Annotated in this window: 15 protein-coding genes; all 15 read left to right on the forward strand. The window is 66.2% G+C overall.

Features of this window, described 5'->3' with window-relative positions:
* Nucleotides 1-71: 71 nt before the first annotated feature.
* The 15 genes from HJY11_RS02910 to HJY11_RS02980 all read left to right on the forward strand — a co-directional run bounded on the left by HJY11_RS02910 (nt 72) and on the right by HJY11_RS02980 (nt 15,904).
* Entirely contained in the window at nt 72-596 is a 525-nt protein-coding gene (locus tag HJY11_RS02910) for a nitroreductase family protein (RefSeq protein ID WP_243764146.1), read from the forward strand.
* Nucleotides 597-787: 191 nt separating this feature from the next.
* Entirely contained in the window at nt 788-2,242 is a 1,455-nt protein-coding gene (locus HJY11_RS15600) for a sensor domain-containing diguanylate cyclase (protein WP_208074587.1), read from the forward strand.
* 125 nt (nt 2,243-2,367) lie between these two features.
* Nucleotides 2,368-2,811, forward strand: coding sequence for a prepilin-type N-terminal cleavage/methylation domain-containing protein (locus HJY11_RS02920; RefSeq protein ID WP_208074588.1), 444 nt, complete (start codon nt 2,368-2,370; stop codon nt 2,809-2,811).
* 100 nt (nt 2,812-2,911) lie between these two features.
* The gene (locus tag HJY11_RS02925; protein ID WP_208074589.1) at nt 2,912-3,694 is read left to right on the forward strand and encodes a prepilin peptidase; all 783 of its coding nucleotides are present in this window, start codon (nt 2,912-2,914) and stop codon (nt 3,692-3,694) included.
* Nucleotides 3,695-3,727: 33 nt separating this feature from the next.
* Nucleotides 3,728-4,936 (forward strand): type II secretion system F family protein, encoded by a 1,209-nt coding sequence (locus tag HJY11_RS02930; protein WP_208074590.1) that lies wholly within the window; start codon nt 3,728-3,730, stop codon nt 4,934-4,936.
* Between the two features lie 32 nt (nt 4,937-4,968).
* Complete coding sequence (gene pilM, locus HJY11_RS02935; protein ID WP_208074591.1) at nt 4,969-5,880, forward strand: type IV pilus biogenesis protein PilM; 912 nt, start codon at nt 4,969-4,971, stop codon at nt 5,878-5,880.
* The gene (locus HJY11_RS02940; RefSeq protein WP_208074592.1) at nt 5,877-6,461 is read left to right on the forward strand and encodes a hypothetical protein; all 585 of its coding nucleotides are present in this window, start codon (nt 5,877-5,879) and stop codon (nt 6,459-6,461) included. Before pilM ends, HJY11_RS02940 begins: the two co-directional genes overlap by 4 nt.
* A 19-nt stretch (nt 6,462-6,480) precedes the next feature.
* The gene (locus tag HJY11_RS02945; protein ID WP_208074593.1) at nt 6,481-7,107 is read left to right on the forward strand and encodes a hypothetical protein; all 627 of its coding nucleotides are present in this window, start codon (nt 6,481-6,483) and stop codon (nt 7,105-7,107) included.
* A gap of 33 nt (nt 7,108-7,140) precedes the next feature.
* A complete protein-coding gene (locus HJY11_RS02950) occupies nt 7,141-9,057 on the forward strand; it encodes a type II secretion system protein (RefSeq protein ID WP_208074594.1) in 1,917 nt (638 codons plus the stop codon).
* 31 nt (nt 9,058-9,088) lie between these two features.
* Entirely contained in the window at nt 9,089-9,457 is a 369-nt protein-coding gene (locus HJY11_RS02955; RefSeq protein WP_208074595.1) for a type II secretion system protein, read from the forward strand.
* Nucleotides 9,441-10,013, forward strand: coding sequence for a hypothetical protein (locus HJY11_RS02960; protein ID WP_208074596.1), 573 nt, complete (start codon nt 9,441-9,443; stop codon nt 10,011-10,013). The genes HJY11_RS02955 and HJY11_RS02960 overlap by 17 nt, the downstream gene beginning before the upstream one ends.
* Nucleotides 10,014-10,052: 39 nt before the next feature.
* A complete protein-coding gene (locus HJY11_RS02965) occupies nt 10,053-11,723 on the forward strand; it encodes a GspE/PulE family protein (protein WP_208074597.1) in 1,671 nt (556 codons plus the stop codon).
* Nucleotides 11,724-11,759: 36 nt separating this feature from the next.
* Nucleotides 11,760-12,806, forward strand: a complete 1,047-nt coding sequence (locus HJY11_RS02970; protein WP_208074598.1) for a type IV pilus twitching motility protein PilT — start codon at nt 11,760-11,762, stop codon at nt 12,804-12,806.
* A gap of 14 nt (nt 12,807-12,820) precedes the next feature.
* Nucleotides 12,821-13,744, forward strand: a complete 924-nt coding sequence (locus tag HJY11_RS15605) for a prepilin-type N-terminal cleavage/methylation domain-containing protein (RefSeq protein WP_208074599.1) — start codon at nt 12,821-12,823, stop codon at nt 13,742-13,744.
* A gap of 156 nt (nt 13,745-13,900) precedes the next feature.
* On the forward strand, nt 13,901-15,904 hold the full coding sequence (locus tag HJY11_RS02980) for an AAA family ATPase (protein WP_208074600.1): 2,004 nt from the start codon (nt 13,901-13,903) through the stop codon (nt 15,902-15,904).
* The last annotated feature ends 10 nt before the right edge of the window (nt 15,905-15,914 follow it).

The following is a 15,914-nucleotide window of genomic DNA, read 5'->3' on the forward strand; positions in this document are numbered from 1 at the left end:
CGCCCGCCCCTCTTGCGGTGGTATGATGGGACCATAACCGGGAAGACCCGGGAAAGAGGGAGGTTTTTTTGATGGACGTGTTGGAAGCGATTTACACCCGCCGCAGCATCCGCAAGTACACCGGCCAGCCGGTGGGGGACGAGGCGGTGAAAGCCCTGCTCAAGGCGGGGATGATCGCCCCCACCGCGGTGGACAACCGCGACTGGGAATTTGTCGTCACCAGGGAGCGGGCGGTGCTCGATCGCCTGTCCGACTGCCTGGGCCACTCGGGGCTGATGTTAAAAGAGGCGCCCCTGGCCGTCGCCCTCTGCGGCGACTGGAACCGGGCCTACCGCTGGGGCAGGGACTACTGGGTGGAGGACTGCGCCGCCGCGGCCGAGAACATCCTCCTGGCCGCCCACGGCATGGGCCTGGGGGCGGTCTGGCTGGGTGTCTACCCCCAGACCGACAAGATGCGCCGGGTCGCCGAGACCCTGGAACTGCCCGCGCACATCATCCCCTTCTGCGTCCTCTCCGTCGGCTGGCCGGGGGAGGCAAAGCCCGCCGCCGCGGACGAGCGGTACGACGAGACAAAGATCCACATCGACCGCTGGTGACCCAGCGGCGGCAGCGCCACCCCGGGCAGTTTGCCTGGGGTGGCTTTTTGCATCTCAAAAACAGAGAATTTTTTTTGGGTATTTTTAGAAATACCTTTCGGCGGGCGACGCCGCGTGGTATACTGGTGAAAATTGAGGGGCGCCGCAGGCAGCCCCTCCCCGCAGCGGGCGGGGCAAAGGGGGCGCACAGGGTGAAACAGAGGGTCGGCCACAGGCGAAAAAATCTGCTTCTGCCCACCTGCGCCATCGCCCTGGCCCTGGTGCTGTCGGTGCTCTCCTTTGTCTCCTACCAGCGGGGGCTGCGGGCCACCCTCCTGCAAAAGACCGAGGAGGAGATGGCCCGCTACACCCACCAGAGCGGGGTGATGGTCTCCAGCCTGGTGGAGGACTACTTCGCCCAGCTGGACGCGGTGGCCCTCTTCTGCGCCGGGGACGCCGGCCGGGACATCGACAACATCACCGAACTGCTGCGCCGGCAAAACGGCCGGGACGAGAATTGCAAGCTGGGCCTCGCCGGCTTGGACGGCGCCCTCTACACCGGCACCTCGGTGCCGGTGGACATCTCCGGGCGGGACTTTTTTCAGCGGGCCGCCGCCGGGGAGCGGGTGCTGAGCCGGGTGCACGGCAGCTGTCTGGACGGCCGCTCCTGCGTGGTGCTGGCCATCCCCGTCTACGAGGGGGAACAGGTGGCCGGGGTGGCCTATGCCGAGTACGCGGTGAATCACTTTACCGAAATGCTGGGCAGCGCCCAATTTGCCGGGCTGGGGGCCACCATGGTGATCCAGCCGGACGGGGCCATGGTCTCGGGCTACGCCGGGACCGAGCGGTACGAGACCTTTTACGACGCCATCTCGCAGATGGACTTCCGGGGGGAAGACACCCTGGCCAGCCTGCGCGAGCGCGTCGAGGCGGGGGAGTCGGGGCTCTTCACCTACTACCGAAACGGCAAGGCCCGCTACCTCTACTTTGAGCCCGCCGGGGTGGGGGACTGGACCGTTCTCTCCCTGGTCATCGCCGAGTCGGTGGAGCAGCAGTTTTCCAGTATCAACGGCCGCTCGGCGGCCCTGATGGGCCTCAATTTGCTGCTGTACAGCGTGGTCCTCCTCTGCATCTGGCTGATCTGGCGCAAAAACCAGGCGGCGGTGAGGGCCAACTGGCGCGACAGCCTGACGGGCATTTACAACCGCGGAGGGGTGCGCGCCGTCGTGGAACCCATGCTGATGCGGGTGCCGGAAGGGGGGCGGGTACACGCCTGCCTCTTTATCGATGTGGACGATTTCAAGGGGGTCAACGACCGGTTGGGCCACCAGGTGGGGGATCAGGCGCTCATCCAGCTGGCAGGCCTGCTGCAGCGCACCTTCCGCCAGAGCGATGTGGTGGGCCGCTACGGCGGCGACGAGTTCCTGGTCTGGATGCGGGACGCCCCCTCGGCCCAGCTGGTGGAGCACCGGGCCAAACAGCTCTGCGAATCGGTGGCCGCCTGCGGCGACTTCCCCACCTCCATCAGCGTGGGGGTGGCCCTCTGGCCGCAGGACGGCAGCGGCTACGACGAGTTGCTGCGCGCCGCAGACCAGGCCCTCTACGCCGCCAAAGGGGCGGGGAAGAACCGGGTCGCCTTTTCCCAAAATGCCGGGCAATCAGGGTAAAATAGTCTTGTTTTTTGAGAGAAAGGGCCGTATAATGTAATCACATATACGGTGCACGGCAGACCGCTGTGTAATAATGTTTGCTCTGCCCCCTCGGCAGAGCGCCGAGAAAAGAGGTCGTTTGTATGAACAAATTGGCAAACCGCGCCAAGGAACAGCTGCAGAAGAAGACCGGCAAAAAGGGCTTTACCCTGGTCGAGGTCATCGTGGTGCTGGTCATCCTGGCGATTCTGGCCGCCCTGCTGATCCCCTCCATGGTCAAGTGGATCGACAAGGCCCACGAGAAAGAGGCCATTGTCGAGGCGAGAACGATTTTGATGTCCGCCCAGACCATCGCCTCTGAAACCTATGAAAAAACCCCCGGCTTGACAGAGTTGAAAGACGGCCAGCTGACAAAAGTGACCGATCTGGCCAACATCGGCGGGAACTTCAAGGCGGGCACGACGATCACCGTTGCCAACGGCACGGTCACCGGCTTTACTTATGAGACTTCAAAGGGATACCAGGTCATATACAACTCCGCAGCTGATGAAACTTTTGCGGTGACGAAGATTGCCTCAAACCCGTAAATGTAAGCGGTCTTTTTAGGCAGAGGGCACCCTTGCGGGATTTTTCCGCAGGGGTGTTCTGAGATAAGGGCAAAAATGACCGAGAGGGGAGGGTCCGCCAGTGCCAGCTTCGTACTACGTCGCCTGCACCGTGCTGGCCCTCCTCCTCTTTGTCTTCGGCAGCGTCGTCGGCAGCTTTTTAAACGTGGTCATCTACCGGCTGCCCCAGGGCATCTCGGTGGCCAAAGGGCGCTCCTTCTGCCCCCGCTGCGGCAAGGCCCTCCGCCCGCTGGACATGGTGCCGGTCTTCAGCTGGCTGGCCCTGCGGGGGCGCTGCCGGTTCTGCGGGGCCCCCATCTCCCCCCGCTACCCCCTTGTCGAGTGCGCCGGCGGGGCGCTGGCCCTCCTCTGCGTGGGGGCGCTGGGTCCCACCCCCCTGGCGGCAGTGGCCTTTGGCGCCCTCTGCGTGCTGCTGTGTGTCGCCTGCATCGACGCCGCCACCATGGAAATTCCCAACGCCCTGGTGCTGGCCCTGGCGGCCTTCGCCCTGCTGGCGGTCCCCGCCGCGCCGGGGGTGGGGCTTCTCTCCCGCCTCCTGGGCGCGGCCGAGATCAGCCTGCCCCTGCTCCTCTGCACCCTCCTGGTGCCCGAGAGCTTTGGCGGGGGCGATGTGAAGCTGATGGCCGCCGCCGGGTTCCTGCTGGGGTGGCGCGCCACCCTGGCGGCCGCTTTTTTGGCCCTGGTGGGCGGCGGCCTCTACGGGGCCTGGCTGCTGGCCACCCGCCGCGCCGGGCGCAAGAGCCACTTCGCCTTCGGCCCCTTTCTGGCCGGGGGGATCGGGGTGGCCCTCCTCTGGGGCGAAGGGCTCATCGCCGGCTATCTCTCCCTCTTTGGCCTGGCCTAGGGGGCTCATCAAATCGGAAAGGGGGCGGGGCAGGTGCCCGTCTACCAGTACCGCGCCGCCGACAGGGGCGGCAAGATCACCGAGGGGGAGATGAACGCCCCCGCCGAGACCCAGCTGTCCGAGCGTCTGCGGGCCGACGGGCTCTTCCTCCTCTCCTGCAAGGAGAAGGAGGAAAAGGCCGTCTCCTACCGGCTGCGCCCGCTGGAGCTCTCCGAGTTCTGCCGCGACCTGGGCACCATGCTCGGCTCGGGCGTGCCCCTGCTGCGCGCGGTCTCCATCCTCATCCAGCGCGACCCCAAGGTGCGCATCAAGCGGGTCTACCAGCAGCTCTACCGCTCCCTTCAGCGGGGCCTCCCCCTGTCGGAGGCCATGGAGGAGCAGACCGGCGCCTTCCCCGAACTGCTGATTCAGATGTACCGCGCCGGGGAGGCCAGCGGCCGGCTGGACCTGACCTCCCAGAAGATGGCCCTCCACTACCAAAAGGAGCACCGCCTCAACAGCAAGGTGCGGGGGGCGATGGTCTACCCCATCATCCTCCTGTGCCTGACGCTCGTCATCACCCTGGGCATCTTCCTCTTTGTCCTCCCCAGCTTCTTCACCCTCTTCGAGGGGATGGAGCTGCCCTGGCCCACGAAGGTGGTGATGGCCATCAGCGGCGGGCTGCAAAAGTACTGGCTGTTCTGGCTCATCGGTGTGCTGCTGGCGGTGCTGGCCCTGGGGTTTGTGCTGCGCCTGCCCAAGGTGCGGCTGGCGGTGGACCGCCAAAAGCTGCGCCTCCCCCTGGTGGGAAAGCTGTTGCGCACCATCTACACCGCCCGCTTTGCCCGCACCCTCAGCTCCCTCTACGCCAGCGGGCTGCCCATCATCACCGCCCTGCAAAACGCCCGCGGCACCACCGGCAACCGCTACATCGGCGCCCAGTTTGACGGGGTGGTGCGGCAGGTGCGCAGCGGCGGCTCCCTGTCCGACGCCATCGCCCAGGTGGACGGCTTTGACCCCAAGCTGGCCGCCACCATCCGGGTGGGGGAGGAGACCGGCAAACTCGACGAGATGCTCGAGTCCACCGCCGAGTCCTTCGACTACGAGGCGGAGAGCGCCACCGCCAAACTCACCGCCATCCTCGAGCCGGTGCTCATCATCCTCATGGCGCTGGTCATCGGCTTCATCATGATCTCGGTGATGTTGCCCATCTACTCCCTCTACGACCAGATCGGCGCCGGGGCCGGCAGCTACGGCGGCTGACAGATCCCGCTTTTTAAAGGAGAAAAAACACCATGGAATGTTCGGTATATATCGGCAACGAGGCCATCCACGCGGTGACGGGCCGGGCCGGGCGCAAGGGGGTGCAGATCGAGCGGGTCTGCTCCGAGCCCCTGGCCCCGGGGGCGGTGATCGGCGGCGTGTTCATCGACGAGGCGGCCGTCAAGGCGGCCCTCTGCAGCCTCTGGGGCCGCAGCCACCTCCCCTCGCGGGGGGTGCGGCTGGTGGTGGGGGGCCGCTCGGTCTTTCTCAAGCGCTCGGTGGTCCCCACCCTCTCCCGCGGCAGGCTGCAGCGGGTGCTGGTGGACGAGTTCCCCGAGGTGGAGAACCCCGACGAGCTGCTTTACGACTACGCGGTGCTCACCCCCCGCCTCCCCGAGGGGGGCGGCGCGGTCCTCTGCACCGCCGCGCCCCGGGCCTTTATCCAGTCCTACCGGCAGCTGTTCGCGTCGGCGGGCATCGGCCTGCGCTCGGCAGAGCTGAACATCGGCGGCCTCATCAAGGTGGCGCGGCTCTCGACCGCCCTGCAGCGGGAGAGCTGCGTGGTGGTGGTGCTCGACGACCTGGGTGTCGATTTGACCCTGTTGGCCGCCGGCGACTACCGGTTTTGCAACCGCTCCCGCCTGCTGGAGGGGCGGGGCACCCCCCAGTCCGCCGCCGAGATCGGGCGGCTGCTCTCCTCCATGGTGCAGTTTAACGCCTCTGAAAAGGGGGAACCGGTCGCACACATCTACCTGGCCGGCCTCAAGGAGGGGGAGGAGGGGCTCTGCGCGGCCCTGGGCGAGAGCCTGGGGATCGCCGCCGCCCCCTTCCCCGACTGCCCCGAAATTGCCGTCCTGCCCCGCCGCAGGGGCTGTCAATTCTCCCTCGCCGGGCACCTGTACGCCGTGGGGGGGCTGATCCAGACAGGGGGGATTTGGGGATGAAGGCGCTTCGCAAAAAGGACATCGACTATCTGGCCCGGCTGAAGGACGGGCGGCGCAGCGGCCGCCCCGTCCTCCGCATCGCCCTGTTGGCCCTCCCCTTTGTGCTGGTGTTGGGGGCCTTTGCCGCCGCCTTTTTCCACTACACCGGCGACACCTCCCGCCTGAAAAAGGAGGACGCGCCCCTGCAGGCCTACCTGCAAAACCCGCAAAACCTCCAGCGCCAGAGCAGGGCGGTGGAACTCTCCGACCAGCTGGCGGGCCACACCGCCCGGCGGGACGCCCTCAAGAGCGACCTGGACGCCCTGGCTGGCTACCCCCGGCTCTACAAGGAACTCTACCGGCAGGTCATCGGCCTCACCGGGAGCGCCGTGCAGGTGGAGAGCACCTCCTTCTCCGATGAGACCGGTCTGCTGACGCTAGAGCTGTCCTCCTCCGGGGTAAAGGACGCGCCGGCCTACATCCAAAAGCTGCGGGAGTCCGGCCTCTTCCGCGACATCGCCTACCGGGGGTACGGCGTGAACGAACAGGACGGCCGCTACCACTTCACCGCCGACTGCCTGCTGGCAGCCCCGGCCCAATAGCCGCGAGGAGGAAAACGCCATGACCAAACTGACCCGGCGGGAGCGAACGCTGCTCTACGCCATGTTTCTCGTCCTCTTTGCGGCGGGGGCCTTCCTCCTGGCGCGGCCCCTGGCGGCGTCCCGGGACGCCGCCCAGGAACAGCTGGCGCAGGACAGGGAGGCCGCCCAGCTGATGGAGCGGCAGATCGCCCTGGCCCAGACCTACGAGGGCCAGATCAGCGCCTGCAAGGAGGAGATCGCCGAGCTCTCCGGCAACTTTCCGGCCCCCATGGTCTCCAACCGGGCCGACCAGATGGTGACCAACTTGGCCGTCCGCCACCGGCTGACCCCGGTGAAGGAGACCATCTCCGACCCGGTGAACACCCCCATCCCGGCCTATCTCTCCCAGCCCGCCGAGCAGGAGAGCGCCGCCCAGGAGGAGGGAGAGGCCGTCGGCGCCCTGGTCACCACCGAGATCGAGCTGCAGGCCTACGGCACCCTGTCCAACCTGCAAAACCTCCTGGAGGAGGTCAAGGACCTGCCCGAACTGCGGGTCACCCAGTACAAGACCACCGTGGAGCGCAGCAAGGACGAGGCGGGCAACACCGTCAAGCGCACCCTGTTTACCATCCACTTCGCCATCTACCAGTACCAGCCGGGCGAGTAGCCCCCAAACCGCCGCAGAAGGGAGAGATCTGCCGTGCGCGCCAAACAACAGCGAGAGCGGGGCTCCGCCATGCTCTGGTCGGTGCTGGTGCTGGCCATCATCGCCATCTTCGCCACCGGGGTGCTCACCCTGGCCCTCTCCTTCTCCCAGCGCAGCATCCAAAACGACAGCCGGCAGCAGGCCTACCTCACCGCCCGCTCGGCGGTGGACGCCCTCTCCTCCCAGCTGCACGCGCTGGAGGCGGGGCAGCAGTCGGAACTGGTCCCCACCACCCCCGAGGGCATTCGGGTGGAAATCCCCCAAACCGAGGGGATGGGCAGCTGCACCGCCACCATTGCCCGGCCGGAGGAGGGGGTCATCACCATCACCGCCACCGCCCGCTACGGCTCCCAGGAGCAGACGGTGGTGGGCCGCCTCACCCGGGAAGGGGGCGGCGACGGCGACCTGCCGGTCACCGACCTCTCCGGCTTTGTGGGCTTTGTGGGCGGCCGGTGGACCGTCAGCGGCCAGCTGGAACTGGAGGGGGATGCGGGGGACGGGGACGCCTCGGCCATGTACGTGCTCGAGAGCATCCGCTCCGGTACCGGGCAGAAGGGCCACGTCCACGCCGACCTCCCCCCCGTTTTGGCCCCCGGCTGCAGCTGGCCCAAAGAGGTGGGGTACGACGGCGCGAACCGGGAGCCGGTCAACCAGGAGATCACCGCCTCCCTCCCCCAGATCACCTTCCCCGAAGAGGGGGTGAAAACCCTCCCCGCCGGCACCTGGAGCGCCACCCTGGGGGGCGGCCAGCAGTGGTACCAGTTCGAGGGGAGCACCTCCCCCTCGGTGCTGACGATCACCGGGGATCAGGACATCTACATCCGGGTCGCCCGGGGCCAGAAACTCTATCTTAGCAAGATCGTCCGGGACGAGGACACCGCCGACGTGCAAATTTTCGTCCTGTTGGAGGAGGGGGAGCCCGGGGCGGGGGGGAGCGCCCCCCTCTTTCAGACCGAGTACGGCTTTGAAAACCCCGACAACGCCCCCCTCTACATCTGCGGCGGGGCGGATACCGAGGTCCTCCTGGGCGGGGACACCGAGTTGACCGGCAGCATCTACTGTGCAGGTGCGGTGGAGACCGGCCACAAGACCGAACTGGAATACCGCCCGCCGTCCACCGGCAGCGCGGGAGAGGGTCCCGGCGGCGGGGGGGAGAGCGGCCCCTTCACCGGGATGGTGGCCAACCACTGGTGGCTGGGCGGCTACACCTACACCTTCGGCACCCCGGACGCCCCCTGTGACATGGTGGTGCTGCAGGACTTTCAGGAGGTGGGCTCCCAGAACCGGGTGGTGACCTACCGCGCCCCCATCGTCAGATCGGGGGCCACCGGAGCCGGGGGAAACACCGTCCGCTGGAGCGTGGAGCCCCAGTGGAGCGAGAGCCCCGCCGTCCCCCGCCCCCGCCTTCCCAGCGGCCCCGCCGATGGGAATACGGCCACCCTGCGGCTGGAAAACGGCGCCACAGTGGAGATCGGCGGCGAGGGGGAGCACTGGTACCGCTGCGAGGGCGGCTGGCAGCAAAACGCCACCGTCCGGGTGGTGGGGAGCGGCGATTGCTACGTCGTCGTCCCCGCCGGGCAGAAGCTGCAGTGCAACTTTGTCCGCCCGGCCACCGAGGGGGACGTGCGGGTCTTCATCGTCCTCGAGGACGGCGCCTCCCAGTGGAGCCAGACCGAGTTTGAAACCGCATATAGCGGCAGGTGGAGCCAGCCGGACAACCTCAACCTCTACGTGTTGGGGGGAGGGGAGACCAAACTCACCCTCTGGGGGGAGATCCGCGGCGCGGCCTACGTGGACCACCTGCAGTGCAACCGGGCCGACATCCAGTTTCACTCCCGCCCCACCGAGGTGGGAAAACCCGCCGCCCCCAGCAGCGGCCGCTGGAAGCTGGTGCGCTACGAGGCGGCCTAGCGGAGAAGAGAAAGAGAGAGGAGGGCGCAAGATGGAGCGCAGAGAGCGGGCAAAGCCCGCCGCCACCGGGGGGATGACCCTGGTGGAGGTGGTGGTTTCCCTGGCCCTGTTGGCGATTGTCGCCCTCATCCTGGTGACCGGCTTCTCGGCGGCGGGCAAGCTGATCCGCCGGGGAACCGACACCAAAAACAGCACCGACAAGACCATCTCCGCCCTGGAGATGCTCGCCGGCGGCCTCCCCCCCGCCGACGAGGTGGACAGCACAGAGGAGGAGAGCGCCCTCACCTACACCCTCAACGGCGCGACCCGCAGTGTAAAGGGCCGCACCATCACCGTCACCGACCCGGAGAACCCGGCCATCAGCCACCGGGTCTTTATTCCCGATGCGCCGGCGCAGTAGGGGCCCGGCCGCCCGCCGCGGCTGGACTTTGGTGGAGGTGTCGGTGGTGCTCCTGCTGCTGGTGCTGGTGGTGGCCCTGGCGGGGGGGATGATCCTCTCCGGAGGCAACCTGCTGGGCCGCAGCGCCCAGCTGGGGGAGGAAAAGCGCATCGGCGACGCCGCCTGCCAGTGGCTTTCGGGCAAGCTGCGCTACGCCACCGAACTGCGCCTCGCCGGGGGGGGCGACCTCTCCGCCCCCGAGGCCGTCTGGGTGGAGGACGGCCGCCTCTGGTACCGAAACAGCGGGGAGGGGGACCCCCAGCCCGGCCAGGGGATCGACTACTACGGCGACGCCTTCTACCAGGGGCGCACCCTGTCCGTCACCGCCGCCCTGCACGACCAGCACTACCTGGACTTGGCGGTGCGGGTCCACCGCGCCGGCGGGGAGGTCTGCTACACCACCCGCACCACCGTCAAGCTGCTCAACTTGGAAATTGGCGGTGTCCCGGCAGAAGGACCGGCCGGCGAGAGCGAGGACCCGGCCTTCCTCTTTGCCAGCGGGCAGGGGGCAAGCTGACCGGCCGAGACCGCAACACAGAGGAAAAGGGGAGTATCCATGAAAAACATACCCATCGGCGAGGTGCTCAAGGAGTACGGCTACATCACCGAGGAGCAGCTGCAGCAGGCCCTGGCGGCCCAAAAGCAAAACCGCAGCCGCCGCCTGGGCGAAATTCTCGAGGACATGGGCTTTGTCACCGAGCGCCAAAAGCTGGAGGCCCTGGGCCAGAGGATGGGGCTGCCGGTGGTGGACCTGGCCACCTATGAGGTGGACACCGACGCGGTGGGCAAAATCCCCAAACAGCTGGCCCTGCGCCACGGGGTCATCGCCGTGGCCCAGCAGGGGGGGCACCTGGTGGTGGCCACCAGCGACCCCCTCAACTTCTACGGCACCGAGGAGGTGCGCCAGATCACCGGCCTGCCGGTGGACTCGGTGCTGGCCGAAAAGGCCCCCATCGATGCGGCCATCGCCCACTACTACGCCGAGATCGGGGCCAAACTGGCCGCCGAGCAGGCCAACAAGGACGTGGAGCCCCTGCCCATCTCCCCCATCGAGGTGGAGGAGGGGGAGGGCGACGCCCCGGTGGTCAAGCTGCTGGCAAGCCTCCTGGACCGGGGCTACAACTCGGGGGCCAGCGACATCCACGTCGAGCCCTTTGAGCGCCAGACCTCGGTGCGGATGCGGCTGGACGGGGTGATCGTCGATTACGTCACCCTCTCCCCGGCCATCCACCCCTCCCTCATCACCCGCATTAAAATCCTCGCCGGGCTGGACATCGCCGAGCGCCGCCAGCCGCAGGACGGCCACTTTCGCCAGAAGGTGGACGGGCAGGACGTCAACATCCGCGTCTCCATCGTCCCCACCATCTACGGGGAGAAGGCGGTGCTCCGCTTCCTCAACCAAAACACCCCCATCGACCGGGCGGGCCAGTTCGGGATGGACGACGACAACTACCAAAAGTTCTCCCAGATGCTCCGCTCCCCCCACGGCATCATCTACATGACCGGGCCCACCGGCTCGGGCAAGACCACCACCCTCTACATGATTTTGGAGCGGATGGCCGAGCGCACCCTCAACATCTCCACCATTGAAGACCCGGTGGAGAGGGACATCTTCCGCATCAACCAGATGCAGGTCAACACCGCCGCCGGCCTCACCTTCGACGCGGGGCTGCGGGCCCTGCTGCGGCAGGACCCCGACGTGATCATGGTGGGGGAGACCCGGGACAGCGAGACCGCCTCCATCTCGGTGCGGGCGGCCATCACCGGCCACCTGGTCTTCTCCACCCTCCACACCAACGACGCCCTCTCGGCCATCGTCCGCCTGCAGGACATGGGGCTGCCGGCCTACATGGTGGCAAACTCCCTGGTGGGGATCGTGGCCCAGCGGCTGGTGCGCAAAGTCTGCCCCCACTGCGCCGAGGAGTACGTCCCCGACGAGACCGAGCGGGCCGCCCTGGGGGCCGACCTGCCCCGGCTGCGCCGGGGAAAGGGCTGCCACATCTGCGGGCACACCGGCTACAAGGGGCGCATCGCCATCCACGAGGTGGCACTGGTCGACCGGCAGATCCGGCGAATGATCTCCGCAGGGGCCCCCATGGACGACATCGCCCAGTACGCCCGCGAGGAGCAGGGGATGCGCACCCTGCGCGACAGCGCCCTGCAACTGGTGCAAAGCGGGGTCACCACAGTGGAGGAATTCCTCAAGGTGACCTACTACGCCGACTGACGCCGGCGCGAGACGAGAGAAACGAGGTTTTGCAAGATGACCATTCAGGAGCTGGTCGCCTGCGGGCGGCAGAGCGGGTGTTCCGACATCCACCTCACCGCGGGGGCCCCGGTCCCCTGTGCCCTGCGCCGGGACGGCGCCCTCTTCCCCGCCCCCTTTTCGCTGGACAGCGGCGAGGTTGAGGCGCTCATCCGCGCCCTGGCCGAGGGCGAGCGGCCCGAGGGCCTCTGCCGGGGGGAGGACATGGACTTTGCCTTCGCCCTGCCGCAGGGGCGGCAGCGGGTCAACATCTTCTGGCAGCAGGGCCAGCCGGCGGCGGCCATCCGCCTGCTGTCCGAGCACATCCCCACCCTGGAGGAGCTCTCTCTGCCCCCGGTACTGGGGCAGCTGGCCGACAGTCCCCGGGGGCTGATCCTGGTCACCGGCCCCACCGGCAGCGGCAAGTCCACCACCCTGGCGGCCATGATCCAGCGCATCAACCGCAGCCGCCCCGCCCACATCCTCACGGTGGAGGACCCGGTGGAGTACCTCTACACCCCCGAACGGGCCACCGTCCACCAGCGCGAGGTGGGGCGGGACGTGCCCTCCTTTGCCGCCGCCCTGCGCTCGGCCCTGCGGGAGGACCCGGACGTGATCCTGGTGGGGGAGATGCGCGATTACGAGACCATCTCCGCCGCCGTCACCGCAGCCGAGACCGGGCACCTGGTCCTCTCCACCCTGCACACCACCGGCGCGGCCCAGACCATCGACCGCATTGTGGATGTCTGCCCGCCCCAGGCCCAGTCCCAGATGCGCTCCCAGCTCTCGGCCATCCTGCGGGGGGTCATCACCCAGCAGCTGCTCCCCCGGGTGGGGGGCGGGCGGATCGCCGCCACCGAGGTGCTGGTGGGCACCGACGCAGTGCTCAACCTGATCCGCGAGAACAAGTGCCACCAGCTGGACACCCCCATGCAGGCGGGGGCCGCCCAGGGGATGCACACCCTGAACGCCGACCTGGCCAACCTGGCCCGCCGGGGCGTCATCGACCGGCAGACGGCGCTGCTGGCCTCCACCTCCCCCGCCAATCTGCGGGAATACCTGTGAGAGGGGGGCGCACAGTGAGGGCAAACAGACGGGCCGCCCGCAAAGGGCGGCAGGGCTTCACCCTGGTGGAGGTCATTGTGGTGCTGGTGATCCTGGCGGTGCTGGCGGCCCTCCTCATCCCCTCCATGGTGAAGTGGATCGACAAGTCCCACGAGAAAATCTGCCAGATTAACCGCAGCGACATCGCCCGCTACTACCAGGCGGCCCTCCCCCTGGAGCCGGAACTGCAGGGGGACAGCCAGAACGGCCGGGCCGACAGGGTGCTTCCCTTCCTGCGGGAGACGGGCTATGTGGAGGAGGGGGTCGAGTGCCCCGACGGGGGGGCCTACCTCTCCCTCTACGACAACGTAAACGGCGGGGTCATCTTTGTCTGCTCCAAACACCTGGGGGACGCGAGCGAGGCGGTGCAAAACCAGGTCAACACCGGCACCGTCTACCAATACGGCGCCAACGCCTTAAAAAACTACCTCGACATCATGGGGGACGACACCTTGAGCAAGGACGAAAAGCAGAAGCGGCTCAAGGAGCTGGGGATCGAGAGCATGTACACCAACAAAGACCCCTCCCTCATCAACAACGAGAGTTTCCGCAAAGCCGTCTACGAGCAAAACGGCGGCTGGGGCGAACTGAAGGTGGATGGCCGCACCTATTACGTCCAGCCCTACTACAACACCGTCAAGCAGGACAAGACGGAAAACGCCCTGGTGATCTTTGCCAACACAAACGCCAACAACAGCGGCAACTGGACGGCCAACTACATCTACAACCGGGACGACGGCAGTTGGTACCAGTGCACCACCGGCTCCAAGTCCATCAACGGCAAGAGCTGGAGCGACATCAAATACGACCTGGAAAACGAAAAGGCGTACAACGGCTCCCCCCAGTGGGTCAAGGTCGACAAGGTCTTCGGCCTCCCCGACGGGACGGAGGGGATGTAGGATTCGAAAAGAGGCGATCGAGGAGAGACCGGCCTTGCAGTTCTTGGGCTGCAAGGCCGGTCTCTCCTCCTTTTTTACCTCTCCCAGCCAAGACGGGGATGCGCCAAAAAAGGTACATGGACGGTGGCATACTGGAGTTGGAAAGGGGGGACCGAGATGCTGTTTTACAAGGTGACGGCGGACGTCGAGAGGGCGGTGTGCTTTCAAGACCACCGGGAGAGACAGGAGTACGCCTTTTCCTCCCAACAAAAGGGGGAGATGATCTACCAGCAGTGTGACCGGAATATCTTTCTCTTCTTGTCCTCTGTGGGAGATGGGCGAATCACCGCTGGCGTCATTGTCAGAGAGAGAGAGCTGCTCTCCACCGCGCTATCTCAGTTTTGGCAGGCCATGGGGCTGCAGGTGGGGCATTGCCGGGTGGAAGAGATCACCTTGAAGGCGATGCGCGCTATGCTGGCAATGGCCGAGCGGGGCGACTATGTAGCAGATGACGGCGAGGTGCTGGAGCACTTTGGCTTGGAAGAGTTGGCGGACCGCTTTCGAAGGGGTCTGTACTTCTGCGAGCACCTGCTGCGCGAGGAGAAAGGCAAGGCGCAGCTGCTGCGCATGTCGGCAGAAATGCTCTGCGAGGGAACCCTGTCCCCAGAAATTGAGCGGATCTTTCAAGGGGCGGCGAGGGATTGTGCCTGGGGCCACCCGGTGCACTACCTGGTCCAGAGCGATCGGCAGAAAACCAGGGAGAGAATGGCCGAAATTCTTCTGACGGCGCTCCATCAGAACGACCGCATTTTCAGCAGGAGATACTGTTCGGTAGTGGAGAGTGGCAGTGGGCTCTTGCAGGAGAGCGCCCTGCAAGCCCTTTACGACAGCTGCGAGGGAGGGGCGGTGGTCATTGACTACTCTGCCGAAGAGGAAGAGGAGGGGGAGTACGCGAGGATCGGCGCGGGAAACATCGATCGCCTCTGCCGCGCCATGCAGGCGCACAAAGACCGGGTATTGACCATTTTCTGCCTGCCTCGCAGCCGCTCCAGGATCAAGGAGACATTCTGGCACCATCTGGGCAACTGCACCCTGGTCGAACTCAACGAGGAGGTCGTCTTCGAAAACAGGGCCAAGGCCTATCTGAGAGAGCGGGCCAAGGCGCTTGGGCTGGCCCCCGACAGACGCCTTTACCGCGCAGTGAACGGGTCGCAAAAGGGGTTTCTGGCCGACGAGCTCAATGCAGCCTTTGACAGCTGGCTGGACGATCACCTCAAGAAAGTCGTCTACCCCCAGTACAGTGGGCGCTCTTCCATCAGTCAGTCTGTGGCAAAAGCAAAGGCAAAAGGCGGGGCCTACCGAGAGCTAAGGCAGATGGTGGGCCTGCAAGAGGTCAAGACGGTCGTGGAACAGGCGCTGGCTTACTACAAGGTGCAGAAATTGCGGCCCCGGGGAGGGGAGAGGGTGGAGCGCCCGTCTATGCACATGGCCTTTTTGGGAAATCCGGGCACGGCCAAGACCACGGTGGCGCGGCTATTTGCGTCGATTATGAAGGACAACGGCCTTCTTCCCCGGGGCACTCTACACGAGGTGGGGCGCGGAGACCTGGTGGGGAAATATGTGGGCTGGACAGCCCAGGTGGTGCGCGATGCCTTTCAGGAGGCAAAGGGCGGGGTCCTGTTTATCGATGAGGCCTACTCTCTGTTGGATGACAAGGATGGCCTGTACGGGGACGAGGCCATCAATACCATTGTGCAGGAGATGGAAAACCACCGCTCTGACACGGTGGTGATCTTCGCGGGCTATCCGGAGAAGATGGAGGCCTTTTTGCAGCGAAACCCGGGCCTTCGCTCCCGCATTGCCTTCCACCTGCCCTTTGCTGATTACACCCCGGAGGAGCTGTGGGAGATTGCCCGGCAGATCGCCCAGAAAAAAGGATTGCAGATCGCCCCTGCAGCCAGGGAAAAGCTCACCTCCATCTTCGCCAATGCAAAGGAGATCGCCGATTTTGGAAACGGGCGGTTTGCGCGCAACCTGGTAGAGCGGGCGGTGATCAGCCAGTCTTCCCGCCTGATGAAGATGGGCCTGGAGCAGATCAGCCCAGAGCGTTTGGCCGTTTTGGAACCAGAGGATTTTTCGCCCCCGCCCTCTGTGAGAGCCCGAGTGAAAATTGGCTTTTGAGGAGGTGGGG

The organism is Bittarella massiliensis (ex Durand et al. 2017) (assembly GCF_017566145.1).
Taxonomy (GTDB): Bacteria; Bacillota; Clostridia; order Oscillospirales; family Ruminococcaceae; genus Bittarella; species Bittarella massiliensis_A.